Annotated in this window: 18 protein-coding genes; 10 read left to right on the forward strand and 8 right to left on the reverse strand. The window is 66.6% G+C overall.

Annotation, left to right across the window (positions count from 1 at the left end):
- Positions 1-134: 134 nt before the first annotated feature.
- Positions 135-1,922 carry a peptide ABC transporter substrate-binding protein gene (locus tag B6S44_RS13160; RefSeq protein ID WP_129157346.1) on the reverse strand — a complete coding sequence of 596 codons (1,788 nt, stop codon included), beginning with the start codon at positions 1,920-1,922 and terminating at the stop codon, positions 135-137.
- A gap of 257 nt (positions 1,923-2,179) precedes the next feature.
- On the opposite strand from B6S44_RS13160, the gene B6S44_RS13165 reads away from it, so the two are divergent.
- Both B6S44_RS13165 and B6S44_RS13170 read left to right on the forward strand, forming a co-directional pair.
- Positions 2,180-2,668 (forward strand): DUF3617 domain-containing protein, encoded by a 489-nt coding sequence (locus tag B6S44_RS13165; protein ID WP_129157347.1) that lies wholly within the window; start codon positions 2,180-2,182, stop codon positions 2,666-2,668.
- 169 nt (positions 2,669-2,837) lie between these two features.
- Positions 2,838-3,200: a DoxX family protein gene (locus tag B6S44_RS13170; RefSeq protein WP_349236370.1), complete on the forward strand. Its 363-nt coding sequence runs from the start codon at positions 2,838-2,840 to the stop codon at positions 3,198-3,200.
- A gap of 5 nt (positions 3,201-3,205) precedes the next feature.
- Here B6S44_RS13170 and B6S44_RS13175 read toward each other — a convergent pair whose 3' ends face one another.
- From B6S44_RS13175 to B6S44_RS13185, 3 genes are all read right to left on the reverse strand, one after another.
- Entirely contained in the window at positions 3,206-3,661 is a 456-nt protein-coding gene (locus B6S44_RS13175; RefSeq protein ID WP_129157349.1) for an RbsD/FucU family protein, read from the reverse strand.
- 123 nt (positions 3,662-3,784) lie between these two features.
- Entirely contained in the window at positions 3,785-4,624 is an 840-nt protein-coding gene (locus B6S44_RS13180; RefSeq protein WP_129157350.1) for an amidohydrolase family protein, read from the reverse strand.
- A gap of 4 nt (positions 4,625-4,628) precedes the next feature.
- Positions 4,629-5,651 carry an aldo/keto reductase gene (locus tag B6S44_RS13185; RefSeq protein WP_129157351.1) on the reverse strand — a complete coding sequence of 341 codons (1,023 nt, stop codon included), beginning with the start codon at positions 5,649-5,651 and terminating at the stop codon, positions 4,629-4,631.
- A gap of 178 nt (positions 5,652-5,829) precedes the next feature.
- Here B6S44_RS13185 and B6S44_RS13190 point away from each other — a divergent pair, with 178 nt between their 5' ends.
- From B6S44_RS13190 to B6S44_RS13225, 8 genes are all read left to right on the forward strand, one after another.
- Positions 5,830-7,179, forward strand: a complete 1,350-nt coding sequence (locus tag B6S44_RS13190; protein WP_129157352.1) for an ABC transporter substrate-binding protein — start codon at positions 5,830-5,832, stop codon at positions 7,177-7,179.
- Between the two features lie 223 nt (positions 7,180-7,402).
- The gene (locus B6S44_RS13195) at positions 7,403-8,332 is read left to right on the forward strand and encodes a carbohydrate ABC transporter permease (RefSeq protein ID WP_129157353.1); all 930 of its coding nucleotides are present in this window, start codon (positions 7,403-7,405) and stop codon (positions 8,330-8,332) included.
- Positions 8,332-9,150, forward strand: coding sequence for a carbohydrate ABC transporter permease (locus B6S44_RS13200; RefSeq protein WP_129157354.1), 819 nt, complete (start codon positions 8,332-8,334; stop codon positions 9,148-9,150). The genes B6S44_RS13195 and B6S44_RS13200 overlap by 1 nt, the downstream gene beginning before the upstream one ends.
- Positions 9,151-9,228: 78 nt before the next feature.
- Entirely contained in the window at positions 9,229-10,125 is an 897-nt protein-coding gene (locus B6S44_RS13205) for a dihydrodipicolinate synthase family protein (RefSeq protein ID WP_129157355.1), read from the forward strand.
- Positions 10,126-10,135: 10 nt separating this feature from the next.
- Positions 10,136-10,810, forward strand: a complete 675-nt coding sequence (locus B6S44_RS13210; protein WP_129157356.1) for a GntR family transcriptional regulator — start codon at positions 10,136-10,138, stop codon at positions 10,808-10,810.
- 80 nt (positions 10,811-10,890) lie between these two features.
- The gene (locus B6S44_RS13215) at positions 10,891-11,883 is read left to right on the forward strand and encodes a sialic acid TRAP transporter substrate-binding protein SiaP (protein WP_129157357.1); all 993 of its coding nucleotides are present in this window, start codon (positions 10,891-10,893) and stop codon (positions 11,881-11,883) included.
- A gap of 161 nt (positions 11,884-12,044) precedes the next feature.
- Positions 12,045-12,542: a TRAP transporter small permease gene (locus B6S44_RS13220; RefSeq protein WP_129157358.1), complete on the forward strand. Its 498-nt coding sequence runs from the start codon at positions 12,045-12,047 to the stop codon at positions 12,540-12,542.
- Positions 12,539-13,825, forward strand: a complete 1,287-nt coding sequence (locus B6S44_RS13225) for a TRAP transporter large permease (RefSeq protein WP_129157359.1) — start codon at positions 12,539-12,541, stop codon at positions 13,823-13,825. The genes B6S44_RS13220 and B6S44_RS13225 overlap by 4 nt, the downstream gene beginning before the upstream one ends.
- A 7-nt stretch (positions 13,826-13,832) precedes the next feature.
- Here B6S44_RS13225 and B6S44_RS13230 read toward each other — a convergent pair whose 3' ends face one another.
- Genes B6S44_RS13230 through B6S44_RS13245 form a run of 4 tightly spaced genes read right to left on the reverse strand, consistent with a single transcriptional unit; the run spans position 13,833 to position 18,391 of the window.
- Entirely contained in the window at positions 13,833-14,858 is a 1,026-nt protein-coding gene (locus B6S44_RS13230) for an SIS domain-containing protein (protein WP_129157360.1), read from the reverse strand.
- A complete protein-coding gene (locus tag B6S44_RS13235; RefSeq protein ID WP_248309579.1) occupies positions 14,851-15,810 on the reverse strand; it encodes a carbohydrate kinase family protein in 960 nt (319 codons plus the stop codon). The genes B6S44_RS13230 and B6S44_RS13235 overlap by 8 nt, the downstream gene beginning before the upstream one ends.
- Positions 15,807-16,874: an ABC transporter ATP-binding protein gene (locus tag B6S44_RS13240; protein ID WP_129157361.1), complete on the reverse strand. Its 1,068-nt coding sequence runs from the start codon at positions 16,872-16,874 to the stop codon at positions 15,807-15,809. Before B6S44_RS13240 ends, B6S44_RS13235 begins: the two co-directional genes overlap by 4 nt.
- Positions 16,874-18,391 (reverse strand): argininosuccinate lyase, encoded by a 1,518-nt coding sequence (locus B6S44_RS13245; protein WP_129157362.1) that lies wholly within the window; start codon positions 18,389-18,391, stop codon positions 16,874-16,876. The genes B6S44_RS13240 and B6S44_RS13245 overlap by 1 nt, the downstream gene beginning before the upstream one ends.
- Between the last annotated feature and the right edge of the window lie 3 nt (positions 18,392-18,394).

Here is an 18,394-nt window from a genome sequence, read left to right on the forward strand (position 1 = left end):
TGAAGCGGGGTGTCGCTGGAGCAAGCCACGCGGGCCGATGGCGATGAGACACCACCGGGCCGGTCGGCTCGAGCGGAAGCGGCAGAGGGCCGCTCGCGGACGGTATCGATCGTCCGCGAGCGGTTTAGCCGGCGTCAGCTGCGATACCAGGCGGCCACGTTCCAGGTGTCGACGTCCCAGCCGCTGTGATCGTGCATCAGGTTGGTCACCGAGGCGGCGACGCGGGTGCGCGAGAGCAGCGGCAGGATCACATTGGCCTCGCAGAAGATCTCGTTGACCTTGATCAGCAGCGCGGCGCGCTTGACCGGGTCGAGTTCCTTCTGCGCAGCTTTGTAGGCCTCATCGGCCGCCGGGTCGGAATAGCGCGAGACGTTCCGGCCCAGCCATTTGTTCTCCTTGGTGGCGATCTCCCATGAGACGAACTGGTTGAGGAAGCGCTCCGGATCGGGCTGCGGCTGCGTGGTGGTGTACATCTCCATGTCGACATAGAGCTTGGTGTAGGTGTCGGGGTTCGCCACGTCGGAGGAGAAGAACACCGACGCCGTGACCGACTTCAGCTCAAGGTCGATACCGACCTTCTGGCAGGCCTGCTTGATGATCGCCTGCGTCTTCTGGCGCGGAGCGTTGATCGAGGTCTGGTAGACGTATTTGAGCTTCTTGCCGTCCTTCTCGCGGATGCCGTCCGAGCCCTTCTTGTAGCCGGCGTCGTCGAGGATCTTGTTGGCCTTGTCGACGTTGAACTCGTATTTGAGCTTCTGCGACTTGAACTGCTTGGGCTCGTTGACGAAGCTCGCCGTCGCGGTGCCGCCGCGGCCGTAGATGAACTTCTGGATCGAGTCGCGGTCGATCAGGAGGTTGATCGCCTCGCGCACCTTGGGATCCGACAGGGTCGGATGCTTGGTCTTGATGCTGGAACGCTCGCCGTCGACCTCGGTCCACGGGTCGGTGGTGTTGAGGATGATGAACTCGATGTCGCCCGAGGCGACCGCGCTGACCTTGCCGCGGCCGCCGGTCTCCATGCGCTTCAAGACCTCGTCCTCGACCTGGAGGTTCCAGGCATAGTCGAATTCGCCGGTCTGCAACACGGCACGGGCCGCCGAGACCGCGTCGCCACCGCCCTTGACCTCGATCGTGTCGAAATGCGGCTGGTTCTTGACGTGATAGTCCTCGTTGCGCGTGCCGGTGAGGATGTCGCCCGGCTTGAAGTCGGCGAACTTGTACGGGCCGGTGCCGACCGGCTTGAGGTTGGCCGGCGCCTCGCGCGACTTGGCGCCCTTGTACTCGCCGAAATGATGCTTGGGGATGATCTGGCCGACGACGCCGACGAAGGGATCGGCCCAGAACGGTGTCGCTTCCTTGAAGATGACCTTGACGGTGTGGTCGTCGACTTTCTCGACCTTGATGTTGGTGTAGGAGCCGGTGGTGTAGGCGGCGGTCGCCGGGTCGGCGGCGTATTCCCAGGTGAAGACGACGTCGTCGGCGGTGAAGGGCTTGCCGTCATGCCATTTGACGCCCTGCTTCAGCTTCCAGGTCACCACCTTGCCGTCCTCGGAGAGCCCGCCATTGGCCCGGGTCGGAACCTCGGCTGCGAGCTGAGGCGTGAGGTTGCCGTCCTTGTCCCAGCCGGCGAGCGGCTCGAAGAAGATGCGGCCGGCGATCTGGTCCTTCGTGCCGCTGGCGAAATGCGGGTTGAGCAACGTCGGCGCCTGCCAGAGCAGGATCTTGAGCGGCCCGCCGCCGCCGGCCTTGGTCGGCTTGTAGGCGAGCGAGGCCTGCGCCATCGCGACGTCGTTCCAGGCCAGAATCTGCGATGCGATCGGCGCGGTGATGCCGACGGCAGCCAATCGCTGAATGAAGGCGCGCCGCGAAACAGCACCATCCTTCACGCCCGCAACCAGCTCACGCAACTTGTGTTCATCCATCGGTGATCCCCTCTGCTGATATCGATCAGTCTGATCCGAACGAGGCCTTCGCCTCTTTTTTCTTCGTCAGGGGCGGCAGCAAGACATGTGCCACAAAAAGCGTCAACAGGGGGCGTGAGGCATCGTCGCCTTTGCGTGGCCGCCAAGGTGCCGGGACGCTCCTTCAACGTTGCTGGTCGGCCGCCCTAAAATCGCCGTCCGCCCTCGCTCTGTCTTGCCTCATGAGTCGGTCCTTTCCGGCAGTGAGGAGACAAAACATGAGGGCACACGCCGTCATCATCGCGGCCGGCATTCTCGGATCCGTTCCGGCATTCGCCGAAGAGCTTCCGCAACGCAAAGCCGGACTGTGGGAGACCAGATCGAAGGGTGCCGAGGGCGAGACCGTCGCCAAGCAATGTGTCGGTCCTGGAACCGACCGCGCCATGCTGGGCGGCATGACCGGCGGCGCCTGTGCGAAGATCGAGGTCAAGAAGACCGCGACCGGCTATGCCGTCGCCACAGAGTGCACGATAGGCCAGATCACCGCGGTCGGCAGCAGCGTCGTCACCGGCGATTTCCAGGCGACCGTGCGTACCGAAGGCACCACCAAGCTCACCGGCATGCCCGGACAGCCGGGGCCGGTCGAGCGCAAGCTCGTGGTCGAGGCCAAGCGGGTCGGCGATTGCGGGCCTGGTCAGAAGCCGGGTGACATCATCCTGCCCGACGGCAAGGTGATCTCGATGCCGGGGGCTGCTGCGAAGCCGTAGCGCTTGCCGGTGTCGGCTATCGCGGGTCCGGTCCATTTCACAAAAAGTTCTGCTGGCATGTCACAACAAGCCCAGCTGCCTCGTCCTTGTGGAAAGTGCTTCAGCGGCAATGTCGCCCTGGAGAGCGCGTGCCGCCAGACGAGGGTGAATTATGGGACCGGAGAACTTTTTGGCTGATGCTGCGGGTGTCGCCGGGCGGCTGCTCCTGGGCGGGAGCTTTGCCTTCGCCGGCCTGCGCAACATCATCAACAGGAATTTGCTGACGAGCCTTATCCAGGCGCGCGGCGTGCCGCTGCCGGCCGCGACATTGTGGCTGGGGATTGCCTGGCAACTCGTCGCCGGCACCATGATCCTGTGCGGCATTCAGATAGCGCTGGCGGCCGGCACGCTGCTCGCCTTCCTCTTGGCGGCGACGCCGATGTTCAACAATTTCTGGGACCATCAGGGGCTGGACCGGGCCAACCGCATCAACGGCTTCGTCGCCAATCTTGCGATCGCCGGCGGGTTCCTGGCCCTGATCGGTCAGGGCTGAGCGATTCAGTCCGGCTCGCCCGCGATCACGCCCTTGCGGAACAGGAAGCAGCCATAGGGGCGGGGATCGCCGACCTGTACCACCGCGAAGGCCTGCTTTGCGGCCTCGTAGAAGGCAAAGCGCTCGATGCCGGCGAGCGGCTCGATGCGGCCGAGCGCGCGGTCGAGTTCGGTCTGAACCTGGCGCTGGACATCCGGGATCGCGGCGGCATCGCCGACCACCAGCATGCGCCGGGCTGGCTGAAGCTCGAATTCGTCGATCGGCAGCACGGAGAGGATGGCTCGGGCTGCACGTGGCATGCTTAGGCCCGGCAGGCGCACCAGCCGGCCGCTCGTGGTGGCGCGCGCGATCTTCTCGGCCGGGTGGTTGGCGTCGACCAATGCGAGGTCGTCGCCATGGCCCATGGCGGCGAGCACCCAGAGCAGGTCGGCGGACAGGACGGGGTCGATGTCTTTCAGCATGTCGATGTCACCATTGATGTGCCCCGCCGTCATTGCGAGCGCAGCGAAGCAATCCAGGGGGACGTAGAGCTCTGCTGCCCCTGGATTGCTTCGTCGCTTCGCTACTCGCAATGACGGTCAGCATCAGCCGCGTCCGCGCTGCGAGAGGTAGAGTTTTGCGGCATTGCCGCCGAAGATGGCAGCGCGCTGCGCCTCTGTGAGGCCGGCGAGGAGAATTTCGGCAGCCTTGAGCCATTGTGCATAGGAGGCGCGCAGCGTCACCACAGGCCAGTCGCTGCCGAAGATCAACCGATCGGGACCGAAGGTGGCTAGGAGGTGCTCGACGACCGGCCGAAGCGTCTCCGGCGTCCAGTCCGGGCCTGCTTCGGTGACGAGGCCGGAGAGCTTGCAGAACAGGGTCGGATGGGCGGCGAGCGCCGCGATGCCGGCCCGCCAGCCGGCGAGATCGTCGGCGATGAGATCAGGCTTGGCGCCATGGTCGATCACACAGGCGAGGTCCGAGTGGCGCTCCAGCACCGTCAGCATCGGCGCGATGTGGCGCGGCTTCAGCAGCGCATCGAAGACGAGGTGGTGCGCCGCCATCGCGGTGAAGGCCGAGCCCAGCTCAGGTCGGGCCAGCCAGTCGTCGTCCACGATGTCCTGCACCATCGGCCGCAGCCCAAGGAGCCGCGGATTACCGGCCAGATCTGCGATCCGTTCCGCCGCATCGGGTGCGTCGAAATCGGTCCAGCCGACGACGCCGGCGACGAAGGGGGTGCTTGCGGCGATCTCGAGCAGGAAAGTTGTCTCGGCCTCGGTCGGCGCCGCCTGGACCAGGATGGTGCGCTCTATGCCATGCTCGGCAAGGAGCGGCGCGAGATCGGCAGGGCCGAAATCGTGATGGATTACGCCCAGTGCCGGCGTCAGCCAGCCATAATCGGCGCGCGCGAGGCTCCAGAAATGCTGATGGGCGTCAATGCGCATGGCGTCATTCCGGGACCGGGACATCGGCGCCCAGGAGACCCTCGCTTCTCAGTTCCGTCCAGAGCGCGGCCGGAACCTTGGCCGCGAGCTCGGCAGCCTGATCCTCGACCTCTTCGGGCTTGACGGCGCCCATCACCAGGCTTGCCACGGACGGGTGGCCGAGCGGGAACTGAAGGGCCGCACGGCGCAGCGGCACGCCATTGCGGGTGCAAACCGCCTCGATCGCCGCGACGCGGGCGAGGATATCGGGCGGCGCCGGCTGGTAGTTGTACCTGGCGCCGGCGACCGGCCCGGTGGCGAGGATGCCGGAGTTGAAGACGCCGCCGAGCATCAGGCCGATGCCCTTCTCCTGCGCTAGCGGCATGAAGCAGGCGAGACCGGGCTGTTCCAGCAGGGAATAGCGTCCGGCGAGCAGCATGGTGTCGAAATCGCCGGCATGCGCGAAGCGCTCGCACATCTCGGCTTCGTTGACGCCGACGCCGATCGCCTTGACCGTGCCGGCGGCGCGCAGTTCGTCGAGGGCGCGATAGGCGCCGTCCATGGCCTCGACGAAGCGCTTCTCGATCTGGTCGGGCCCGTGGGTCCAGATGTCGACGTCGTGGATCAGGACGACGTCGATATGGTCGACGCCGAGGCGCAGCGCCGACTGCTCCAGCGAGCGCATGGTGCCATCATAGGAATAATCGAAGCGAAGCCCGTGCGGCAGGCCGCCGAGATAGCCCGAGCCGTCGCCGCGGCCGGCGAATGGTTCGGCGACCCGGCCGACTTTGGTCGAGATAACCACGTCCTTGCGCCCCGAGCGGCGCAATGCCGCTCCGATGCGGTGTTCAGAGAGGCCGTGACCATAGAGCGGCGAGGTGTCGATGAGGTTGATGCCGGCCGCAAGCGCTGCCTCGACGGTGGCGATCGCAGTCGTCTCGTCGAGACGGGCGAAGAGATCGCCGAGCGGTGCACCACCGAAGCCGAGCGTGGTGACCTTGAGACCGGAGCGGCCGAGGGGGCGGGAAGCGAGCGTGGAAGTCGTCATCGGGGCTGGGTACTCGGTCGTGTTGCATCACTATGTGCACGCCAACATGTCAGCTTGCAACCGTCTTCGATCCGCACTAGCGTGCGCTCTATTCCCGCGGCTTGGCAATGGAGAGCCTGCTTGCCGGAACGGGATCAAGACGGCCGGCAATGGCCGCATCAGTCCAGGGAGGACGTCCATGACCGATATTCTCAAGCCGACGCGGCGTGGCCTGCTGCGCGGAGCCGCTGCGCTCGGCGCGACCGGCGCGATCACCTCGCCGCTGGTGCTGCGCGAGGCGCGCGCCCAGGCCGCCTTCAACTGGAAACGCTTCTCCGGCCAGTCGATCGACGTGCTCCTGGTCAAGAACCCGCGCTCCGACCTGATGCAGGCGGCCGAGAAGGAGTTCACCGAGCTCACCGGCATCAAGGTCTCGGCCGAGCAGGTGCCGGAGCAGCAGCAGCGCCAGAAGGCAGTGATCGAATTCGCCTCGGGCAAGCCGAGCTTCGACGTTAGCGGCATCTCGCTGCATGTGCAGAAGCGCATGGCTGCCAAGGGTAAGTGGTTCGCGGACCTGACGCCCTTCATCAAGGATGCCTCGCTGACCTCGCCGGACTTCAACTTCGACGATTTCGGCGCCGGCGCCGTGGCCTATGCCCGCCAGAGCGACGGGGCGCTCGATACGCTGCCCTTCTTCGTCGATTACTGGATGGTCTACTACAACAAGGAACTCTTCGACGCGAAGGGCGTCGCCTTCCCGAAGACCATGGACGAGATGGCGGTCGCTGCCGCCAAGCTGCACGATCCCGCCAAGGGTGTCGCCGGCTTCGTCTCGCGCGGTCTGAAGAACGCCAACGTCCCGGTCTGGGCCTGCCTGGTGCTCGGCCAGGGCATCGAAACCACTTCGGCCGAGGGCAAGCTCCTGACCGACACGCCGGAGGCGGTCTGGGCCGGCGAGCTCTACAAGAAGCTCAACAAGGATACCGGCCCGGTCGGGCAGGTCGGCTTCAACTGGAACGAGTGCCAGACTACCTTCATGCAGGGCCGCGCCGCGATGTGGCTCGACGGCATCGGTTTTGCGACCCCGCTCGAGGACCCCAGCAAGTCGCGCATCGTCGGCAAGGTCGGCTACGGCGTCACCCCGCCCGGGCCGAAGGCGCACCATGCCGGCATGTTCGGCGACGGCATCGGCATCTCGCGCGGCTCCTCGAAGAAGGAGGCGGCCTGGCTCTACATCCAGTTCATGACCAACAAGGCGCAGCAGCTCGCGATGCTGAAGGCGGGCGCCGGCGCGCCGGCGCGCTCCTCGGCTTATCTCGACAAGGCGACGATCGAGGCGTCGAAGTTCGGCAAGCAGTATTTCGACTGCCTGCTGAACTCGGCCAAGATCGCCCGCGCCGCGCTGCCGCAGATCGTCCCGGTCACCGAGTTCCGCGATGTCTTCGGCGTGGCGCTGACCAATGCGATCGGTGGTGCCGACGTCGCGGCCGAATTGAAGAAGGCGACGGAGGCCTTCGCGCCGGTGCTGGTCAAGAGCGAGCAGGGCTGAGGGATACGCGCGGAGAACCCCTCCCCCTTGTGGGGAGGGGCAGGGGTGGGGGTCGCAAAGCCGGAGTTCGACAGGGTTTCACGGGCCTGTTCGGCAAAGCAGGTCTTCCGCCTCGTCGGGCTCGCGATCACCAAGCGGCACCACCCCCACCCCTCTCCCCTCCCCACAAGGGGGAGGGAAAGTGCCCGCATCGAATGCGGCGGGCTTTGAACGAACAGGCACCATGACCAGCACCACCCTGCCAGCCACCAGCCTCGCGAGCCCCGTGCAGATCCCTGCGGCGGGCTCGGCGGATTTCACGCCGCGCTATTGGCTGTTCTCCCTGCCGGCGGTGCTGATCATCGCCGGCGTGATCGTCTTCCCCTGGCTGTTCACGCTCTACATGTCGAGCCAGGACTGGAAGATCGGCGGCGGGCCGGAATTCGTCGGCCTGCAGAACTTCGCCGAGCTCTTCCGCGACGCACGCTTCATCGAATCGATGGGGCACACCTTCTACTTCACCGTGCTCGCCGTCGTGCTGCCGATCCTGTTCGGAACCGCGGCGGCCTTGGTCTTCCATCGCGAATTCCCGTTCCGCGGCCTGCTGCGCACGATCTTCGTCATGCCGATGATGGCGACGCCGGTCGCGGTCGCGCTGGTCTGGACGATGATGTTCCACCCCCAGCTCGGCGTGCTGAACTACCTGCTCTCGCTGGTCGGCATCGGCCCGCAGGCCTGGGTCTATTCGCCCAACACCGTGATCCCGACGCTGATCCTGGTCGAGGTCTGGCACTGGACCCCCCTGGTCATGCTGATCGTGCTCGGCGGCCTCGCCGGCCTGCCGCGCGAACCCTATGAATCCGCGCTGATCGACGGCGCCAATGCCTGGCACATGTTCCGCCACATCACGCTGCCGCTGGTCTGGCCGTTCATCATGGTCGCGATCGTCATCCGCACCATCGATGCGCTGAAGGCCTTCGACACGATCTTCGTGATCACCCAGGGCGGGCCGGGGACGGCGTCGGAGACGCTCAACATCTTCCTCTATCTGCAGGCCTTCCAGTTCTACAAGATCGGCTACGCCTCCGCCGTTGTGGTGATCTTCTTCGTCATCATCATCATGCTGTCGCTGCTGCTGCTCTATGCGCGCCAGAAGTCGAAGTGGAACGCGTGATGAAGCGCCTCGCCACCAAGCTCGGCTTCTACGCCTCCGTCTTCGTGCTGGTCTCGCCGGCGGTGCTGGTCTTCCTCTGGATGATCTCGCTCTCGTTCAAGAACGAGCTCGACAACACCGCCTTTCCGCCGGTGTTCATCCCGAGCCCGCCGACGCTGGCGAACTATGTCGACGTCTTCGCCAAGAACAATTTCGCGCTCTATCTCTGGAATTCGATCCTGGTCACGGGCGGGGCGGTGCTGATCGGCCTCGCTGTCGGCGTGCCGGCGGGCTACGGCATCGCGCGCGGCAAGGCGCATAAGTTCGCGATCCTCATTCTGGTCGCGCGCATGACGCCGGCGCTGTCCTATCTGATCCCGCTCTTCCTGCTGTTCCAGATCACCGGCCTGGTCGGCACGGTGACCGCGCTGGTGATCACCCATCTCGTCATCACCATCCCGATCATCGTCTGGATCATGATCGGGTATTTCGAGAACGTGCCGATGGAGCTCGAGGACGCCGCGCGCATCGACGGCGCCACGACCTGGCAGGCCTTCCGCCATGTCGCGCTGCCGCTGGCACGGCCCGGCATCGTCGTCGGCGGCATCCTCGCCTTCATCTTCTCCTGGAACAACTTCATCTTCTCGGTGGTGCTCGGCGGCAAGGCGAGCCGGACGCTGCCGTCCGCCGTCTACAATTCGCTGACCTTCGAGCAGATCTCCTGGGGCCCGCTCGCCGCGGCCGCCCTGCTCGTCACCTTGCCCGTCCTGCTGCTGACCGTCCTCGCCCAGCGCGAGATCGTCGCTGGCCTCTCCGCCGGAGGGCTCAAGGATGGCTGACATCGCTGGCGCTGATCTTGCTGCGCGCCTGACCTTCCCAACGCCTTAACTGGACATCTCACGGAAAGACGCTTCGCAATGGCTCTGAACCCCAACCGCTTCGGCCTCTCCTGCGCCATCACCACGCCGATGCGGGAAGGCGGCGCCGTCGACCTGCCGCGGCTCGTCCATCATGCCCGCCACGTCCTCGCCAATGGCTGCGACTCTGTCACGCTGTTCGGCACGACCGGCGAGGGCGCAGCGCTAGGCGCCCCGGCCCGCACGGCGATGCTCGGCGCTTTGGTCGGCGCCGGCATCGACCCGGCGACGCAGATCTATGCCGGCGTCGCCGCCGCCTCGCTGCACGAGGCGGTCGACCAGGCGCAGACGGCGCTCAATGTCGGTGCCAAGGGTCTCCTGGTCGCGCCGCCCTTCTACTTCAAGGGCGTCGGCGACGAGGGGCTATACGCCTGGTTCTCGCAGTTCTTCGAGAAGCTCGGGTCTTCCGCCCGCAACACCATCCTCTACCACATCCCCTCGGTCACGGCGGTCGAGATATCGGTCGGCCTGGTCGAGCGGCTGAAGAAGGCGTTTCCGGGCGTCGTCACCGGCGTCAAGGATTCCTCCTGCGACTACCCGACGACCGAGGCCTTCCTGAAGGCGCATGGCGAGCTCGCCATCCTGGTCGGCGACGAGCGCCTGCTCGGCCGGGCGGTGCGGGCCGGCGCCCAGGGCTCGATCTGCGGCGTCGCCAACCTCGTGCCGCATCTTCTGCGTCCGATCGTCTACGAAGGCGCCGAGAACGCCACGGTGAACGAGCTGGTCGACGAGATCTGCTCCTATCCGGTGCTGCCGGCGGTGAAGGCATTGGTCGGCCATCTCCATGGCGATGGCGGCTACGGCCCGATGCGGGCGCCGCTGACCGCGCTCGACGAGGGCCAGCGCAAGGCGCTGTTCGCCGCCTTCGACCGGATCACCCGAGCGAAAGCTGCCTAAGGAGGACGCGATGAGCCAGCCCGATCCGGACCGCGAGGGCGAGCCGCTGAAGCTCAGGGAGCGGGCCTATGCCAGCTTCACCGAGCGGCTGCTCGCACGCGAGATCCGGCCGGGCCAGTTCGTCACCCAGCGCGAGCTCGTCGCCATGACGGGCTTCCCGCTCGGCGCGATCCGCGAGCTGATCCCGCGGCTCGAGGCGGAGGGGTTGATCAAGACCGTGCCGCAGCGGGGCATGCAGGTCGCCCATGTCGACCTCAACCTGATCCGCAACGCCTTCCAGTTCCGCCTCTTCCTCGAAAAGGAGGCGACCGCCGCCTATACCAAGAACGCGACCGATGCCGAGATCGCCGAGCAGCGCGAACGGCACGAGGCGATCATCCGCCGCGCCGAGGCCGGCGGCGACGAGACGCTGATCGAGGACGCCGAGGATGTCGACCGGCTGATGCACGAGATGATCATCGATCATCTCGACAACGATATCGTCAGCCAGGCCTTCCGCGTCACCTGGCTGAAGATCAGGCTGATCCGGCAATACGAGACGCGCATCCAGAACCACATCCTGATCCCGGTGATGCAGGACCATCTCAAGATCATCGCTGCGATCGAAGCGCGCGATGCGGAGGCGGCCGCAGCCGCGATGAGCGAGCACATCAACAACGCCCGGACGAGGGCGATGAGCTACTGACTAGCGATCAGGCGCCGATCGAGACAAAGGCGCTGGAAGAGCGAGCTGGAAAAACCGGCCGCACAGGGAGGAGAACGACGATGACCAGATTGACGAAACGCGCCTTTCTTGCTGGCTCTGCCGCCGGCGGCGCCATGATCGCGATGCCGACCGTGCTACGCGCCCAGGCGACGGTGATGCGCTGGGGCGAGATGCTGCCGATCACCCATCCGCAGGTGCAGATGGTCGATCGCATCGCCAAGGAGGTGAAGGAGAAGACTTCGGGCCGCGTCGACATCCAATCCTTCCCGGCCGGCCAGCTCGGCTCCGGCAAGGACATGATGGAATCGGTCGCTTCGGGTGCGCTGACCATGACGACGGACGGGGCGGCTGCGCTCGGCTCGTTCCTGCCGCAGCTCTCGGTGGTCGAGGCGCCCTATCTCTGGCGCGACCCGGCTCATATGAGCAAGGTCGCCAAGGCACCGGTCTTCACCCAGATGAACGAGGAGCTCATCAAGAAGCGTGGCATGCGCATGGCGGCGGTGACCTATTACGGCAAGCGCCACCTGACCACGGGCTCAAAAGTGGTGAAAAGCGCCGCCGACGTTGCTGGCCTAAAGCTGCGCGTGCCGCCGGTCGACACCTTCCGCGCCATGGTCGAGGCCTGGGGCGCCAAGGCGACGCCGGTCAACTTCAACGAACTCTACCTGGCGCTGAGCCAGGGCGCGGTCGACGGCCAGGAAAACCCGCTGCCGACCATCCACAGCGCCAAATTGCAGGAGGTGCAGAAGCACCTGATCCTGACCGGTCACATCATCACGCCGCGCCTGATCGTCATCAACCAGGACTTCTGGAAGGGGCTGAAGGACGCCGATCGGACGATCGTCGAGGCTGCCATCGCCAATGGCGTCGCCTGGCAGGATGCCGAGCTTTCGAGCCAGGAGGGCAGCCTCGTCGCAACGTTGAAGGCCGCCGGCATGACCGTCACGGAACCGGACCTGGAAAGCTTCAGCAAGCCGGTGCTCGCCACTCTGCCGAAGCAGTTCGAGAGCAAATGGGGCAAGGGCACCTGGGACGCGCTCGCGGCGCTGTGAGGCGCTTCCATTCTGCCCGTCATGGTCGGGCTTGTCCCGACCATCCACGTCTTCGCCTCGCTGATCGAGCGTGGTGTTCAAGACGTGGATGCTCGCCACAAGGGCGAGCATGACGACAGTACCCGGAATTCCGATCATCTGACATCAGGGACCGCCGTTCCGTGAAATCCCTCGTCGCTCTCTCCGATCGCCTAGTGCGCGCCGCCGCAGTCGCCCTGCTGCTGGCGTTGCTCGTCGCCGTGCTGCTCGGTGTCGCCTCGCGCCAGCTCAACGCTCCGCTCGCCTGGACGGACGAACTCGCGCAATACCTCCTCGTCTGGACTGGTTTTGTCGGCTGGATCATCGCGGCGCGGCGGCGCTCGCATATCCGGATCACCGTCTTCGCCGACTTGCTGCCGAAGCTGGCGGGGCGCCTGCTCGAGATCGTGACGCAAGTCGCGATCATCGTCTTCGCCGCGATCCTGATCCGCTACTCCTTCGGCCTGATCGAGCGGACCTGGGACGTTGAATCGATCGCGCTGCCGGTCAGCAGCGCGGCGCTCTATGTGGTGATGCCGCTCGCCGGCCTCGCACTGATCCTGCAGGCGCTGGCCGAGATCGGCGACGTCCTCGCCGGCCGCAAGATCGAGACCGCCGAGCCGGGGACGCAACCGCTATGACGACGCTGATGCTGCAGATTCTGCCGGTCTGGTTCATCGCGCTGCTGATGGGCGTACCGCTCTTCGTCTCGATGGGCCTGGCGGCGGTCGCCTTCGCCTTCTTCGGCGGCTTCCCGCTCGGGATCGTGCCGCAGAAGATCGCGCAATCGGCCAATTCCTTCCCGCTGCTGGCGGCGCCGCTCTTCATCCTGATGGGCAACATCATGAATTCGGCCGGGATCACCGACCGGATCTTCGCCTTCGCCACGGCCTGCGTCGGCTGGCTGCGCGGCGGGCTCTGCCACGCCAACATCCTCGCCAGCGTGATCTTCGCCGGCATGTCGGGCTCGGCCGTGGCCGATGCCGGCGGCGTCGGCACGCTCGAGATCAAGGCGATGCAGGACGAGGGCTATGACGCCGAGACGGCCGCCGCGATCACGGCCGCCTCCGCGACGATCGGGCCGATCATCCCGCCTTCGCTGCCAATGGTGATCTACGGCGTCAGCGCCGACGTCTCGATCGGCGGGCTCTTTCTCGCTGGCGTCATCCCGGGCCTGCTGATGGCCGGCGCGTTGATGGCGATGGTGGTCTATATCGCCAAAAAGCGCGACCTGCCGCGCCATCCTTTCCCGGGCGGCGCTCAGCTCTGGGTCGCCTACAAGGAAGCGCATTGGGCGCTGATGACGCCGGTGATCCTGTTCGGCGGGATGATGGCCGGCATCTTCACGCCGACGGAAGCCGCGGCGGTCGCGACAGCCTATGCGATCGTGCTCGGGCTCTTCGTCTACCGGAGCTTCTCGCTCGACGACCTGCCCGAACTCGTGGTGCAGACCGTCGAGACGACCGGCGTCGTGCTGGCGCTGGTGATGGCGGCGGCGGCGCTCGGCTGGTGCCTGTCGATCTCGCGCATCCCGCAGACGGTCGGGCCGATGCTGGTCGACCTCGCCGGCAATCCGCTGATGTTCCTTTTGATCGTCAACCTGCTGCTGCTCTTCGTCGGCTGCTTCATGGAAGCGCTGGCGGCGATGCTGATCCTGATCCCGATCCTGACGCCGGCGGCGGCGCAGTTCGGCATCGACCCGATCCAGTTCGGCCTGATCTTCGTGCTCAACCTGATGATCGGCACGATCACGCCGCCGGTCGGGGTCGTGCTCTTCGTCACCGCGAAGATCGCCAAGATCTCGTTCGAGGCGATGTCGCGGGCGATCGTGCCCTGGCTGATCCCGCTGCTCGCGGTGCTGGCCGCAATCACGCTATGGCCGCCGTTGACCACTTGGCTGCCTAACCTCGTGCTTGGGAAGTAAGCCTGCCTCAGATCGTCCGCGTCACCTTGGAGAGGTGGAGCGGACGGTCGGGGTCGAGGCCGCGGCTTTCGGCCAGCGCTGCGAGCGCGCCGTAGAAGGCGCGAACCTGCGCCAACGGCAGCAAGGCGGCGGGTAGTCCGGGCGGTAGCGGCAGGTTTTCTCCAGGGCCGGTGCCGCCACCGGCATAGCGCAGATCGGCTCCGAGGCCTGTGAAGGCCGTAGCTGCGGCGCAGACGCTCTCGCTGCCTTCGTCGCCCGGGTCGAGCGCCAGCGCCGGAAAGCCGGGCCCGACCAGCGCCAGCGGACCGTGCAGCACCTCAGCGGCGCTGAAGGCCTCGGCATGGATGCGGCAGGTCTCCTTGAACTTGAGCGCGATCTCCTGGGCGATGCCGAAGGAGAGACCACGGCCGATCACATAGAGGCTCCTGGCCTCGCGCCATGACAGCAGGGCCGGTGTCCAGTCGCAGCGCCCGGCGGCGTCGAGAGCCTCGGGTGCCTGCGTCAGGGCAGCGGACAGGGTTTCATCCCGTGCCCATTCCGCCGCGAGATGCAAGAAGGCGAGGCAGGTGGCGAGGAAGCTCTTGGTCGCGGCGACGCTGCGTTCGGGCCCCGCCCGCAGCGGCACGAGCATGTCGACCATGCCGGCGAGGGGTGAGGTCTCGTCGTTGACGAAGCCGATGACGAGTGCACCGGCGCGCTTGGCCGCCTCGGTCAGCAGCAGCGCATCGGGACTGCGGCCGGACTGCGAGACGGCGATGAACAGAGCGCGGGAGAGGTCGAGCTCGCCGCCATAGACCGAGGCGAGGCTCGGGCCCAACGACGCGACGGGCAAGCCGAGCGCGCGCTCGATCAGGTATTTGCCATAGGTCGCGGCGTGATCGGAGGAGCCCCGGGCGCAGGTCGCGACGAAGGCCGGCCGCTTGATGCGCAGGCGCTGGACGAGGTCGGCGATGACCGCAGTGTTCTCGGCAAGCTGCCGGCGCGCGACGGCGGCGGCCTCGGCCGCCTCGCTGGTGAGCAGAGTCTTAGCCATGGCGACGCAACGGGGTTTCGAGCAATTGATCGGCGATGCGGGCGACCTGGCGCGGGTCCAGCTTGCGGCCGGCACCACCAACGCTCTGGACCGAGAGCGTGCCACAGGCGATGCCTTCGGCGAGCGCGCGCTCGGGCGTCCTCCCGGCGAGCCAGGCGGCGAGGAAGCCGGCATTGAAGGCGTCACCCGCGCCGGTGGTGTCGAGCACGGCCTGGCACGGCGCGGCGGGAAGCGTAAGGTGCTCATTGCCCTGATAGAGGCGGGCGCCGGCGCCGCCATCCTTGATCGCCACGAGCGAAAAATGTCGGGCGAGCCGCCGTCCTGCTTCGTCGAGATCGTCACAGGCCGCGATCGCGCGGGCTTCGGAGGCATTCGGCAGGAAGACATCGACGCCGGTACAGCGCGCGACGAGATCGGGCGAGCGGATCAGCGTGTCGTCCCAGCTCGGATCGAGCGAGACGGTGAGGCCATGATGCCTGGCATCGGTCACCAGAGGCGGGATCTCGGCCAGCGTCGCGAATTCGGCGATATGGAGGTGGCAGGCGCGGACGTCGCCGAGCGCGGCGGGAAGCGTCGCCGGTCGAGCCGCACCGGCACGCCGCGATAGAAAGGCACGTTCGCTATCCTGTACCATCGCGACGGTGAGCTGCGGGCCGGCATCGGCCGCGCGCTCCAGGAAGGCGAGATCGATGCCGCTGCCTTCGAGCGCCGGCAGGAGCGATTGCGAGAACGGGTCTTCGCCAAGGCGCGCCAGCAAAGCGGCAGCACGGCCGAGCCCGACAAGATGTGCGGCCGTGATGAAGCCGCCGCCACCCGGCACGACCGCGACCTCATCGGCGAAGCGCTCCTCGCCGAGGCGCGGCATCGCGTCCAGCCCGCGGAAAACGAGATCGCAATAGAGCCGGCCGGTGCTCAGGACGAGGCCGTCCGGCCGAGGTAGCCGGGACGTCACAAGGCGCGCTCGCTCTTGGCGTCGAACAGGCGCAAGCCTGAGGCCGAGGCGCCGAGCCTGACGGCGCTGCCGACGATAGGCGGATGCTTGGCCGAGGCCGAGGCGAGCAGCAGCCCGCCTTCAGCCTCGACATGCACGAAGGTCTCCGGGCCGAGGGGTTCGACGACCACGACCGTGCCGGAGAGGACGAGGTCGGCGCTCTCGCCCTGCTCCAGCACGCGCAGCTCCTGCGGCCGGACGCCGACGAGAACTTCTGGCGGGAGCAGGCCGGACCAGGCGAGCGGGGTTTCACCGAGCTGCAGCGTACTGCGCCCAGCGTCCGCGGTCGCTTTCGCCGGCACGACGTTCATCGTCGGCGAGCCGATGAAGCGGGCGGTGAAGACATCCGCGGGCTTCTCGTAGAGCTCCATCGGCGCACCGACCTGGAGGATATGGCCGTCGCGCATCACCACGATCCGGTCGGCCAGCGTCATCGCCTCGACCTGGTCGTGGGTGACGAAGACGATGGTGGTGCCGAGCCGCTGGTGCAGGCGCTTGATCTCGAGCCGCATCTGCGCGCGCAATTGCGCGTCGAGATTGGAGAGCGGCTCGTCGAACAGGAAGACGGCGGGGTCGCGCACCATGGCGCGGCCGATGGCGACGCGCTGGCGCTGTCCGCCCGACAGCGCGGACGGGCGGCGCTCCAGCAGCTTCGTCAGGCCGAGCACCTCGGCGACCTCCTCGACGCGCTTGCGCTTCTGGGCCTTGTCGAGCCCGGAGGTGTAGAGGCCGAACGCAATGTTCTCGGCGACGCTCATATGCGGGTAGATCGCGTAGTTCTGGAACACCATGGCGATGTTCCGCTCTTTCGGCTCGAGCCGGTTGACGACCTGGCCGCCGATCGAGATCGTGCCGTCGTTGATGTCCTCGAGCCCGGCGATCATGCGCAAGGTCGTCGACTTGCCGCAGCCGGAGGGGCCGACGAAGACGACGAACTCGCCGTCCTCGATCGTCAGGTCGATGCCGTGCACGACCTGCGTCGCGCCATAGCGCTTGACCAGCTTGTCGATCGCGATTCCGGCCATCAGGCGGCTCCTGCAAGCGCGGTGAAGGCGGCGTCGAGCTCGCGGCGGGCGGCCTGCTCGCGCTTCGCCGTTGCGGTGGCGGCATCTTCGGCTGCGGCGAGCTCGGTGCGGTAGCCGGCGAGCGCTTCGCCCAACACCTTCGGTCCCGGTCCGCCGAAGCGCTCGCGCAACGCGACGAAATTCTCGGGCGAGACCGCAGTGGCGAAGTCCTCGCGGCTGAGACCTGGTTCACGGCCGGCGGCATGGCGGAAGGCTTCGGCGAACGGCTCGTAGCCGTCGCGAGGCAGGTCGCCATCCCTGGCGACAACGGCACGCGCCACGGCCGAGGCGACTTCGTGGGCGGCACGGAAGGAGAGGTTCTCCTTGCGTACCAGCGTGTCGGCGAGCTCGGTGATGGTGATGCAGGAGCGGCGGATGGTCTCTGCGACGCGGCGACTGTCGACCGACAGCGCCGGCAGCAGCGCCGCGAGCAGGTCGAGCACGCGCCCGCCGCTCTCGAAGCTCTGGTAGCCGGCTTCCTGGGTCTCGCCCTCTGAGTCGTTCATGTCGGTGAAGGGCGTGTTGTGGACGACGTCGCGAACCAGGCGGGCGCGGCTCACCGTCTGCGAGGCGAGATGGCGCAGATGCTCGATCGGCACCGGATTGCGCTTCTGCGGCATGATCGAGGAGATCTGCACGAAGGCGTTCGGCACATAGATCTGGCCGACCTCGAAGGCGGTCCAGAACTGCAGGTCCTGGATTAGTCGGCCGAGATGCAGGAAGACCAGCTCGACCGCGCTGAAGACGCCGGTGACGTAGTCGACCGCGGCGATGCAGCCATAGGAATTCTGCAAGGGCGCCTTGAAGCCGAGCAGATGCGCTGTGCGGTGGCGATCGAGCGGGAAGCCCGAGGTGGTGATCGCGGCGGCCCCCAACGGACAGAGATCGAGCAATTCGCGCGCCTGCACCAGGCGCTGATGGTCGCGCAGCATCACCTCGATGGCGGCCGAGAGGTAATGGCCGAGCGTCGAAGGCTGGGCCGGCTGGCCATGGGTATAGGCGACGATCAATGTCGCCTTCTCGCGCTCTGCCAGCGTCAATGCGGCGGCGATCAGCGCGCGCAGCTGGGCTGCGAGCTTGTCGAGCCGGGGCTTCAGCGCCAGCTTGAACAGGCTGTGCTCGATATCGTTGCGCGAGCGGCCGGTGTGCAGGCGGCCATTGTCGTCGGCTTTCAGGCGCTTGCGCAGCTCGGCCTCGACCAGGAAGAAATAATCCTCGACCTCGCCGGTATAGGTCAGAGCTGCCGGATCGATCTCGCGCTCGATCTCGATCAGGGCGCGGGCAATGCCGGACGCCGTCTCGCGCGACAGGATGCCGGTCTCGGCCAGCATGACGAGATGGGCGCGATCTACCGCGCGGAAGCCCTCGACATGATGGGTCCTAACCGCGTCGAAGAGCGGGCGCAGCACCGTCTCCTTGTAGACCGGATCGGGGAAGACGGAGCTGTCGCTGGTGCGCGGATCGGTATGGGCGGTCATCGC

The organism is Allobosea sp. Tri-44 (genome assembly GCF_004123845.1).
Lineage (GTDB): Bacteria > Pseudomonadota > Alphaproteobacteria > Rhizobiales > Beijerinckiaceae > Allobosea.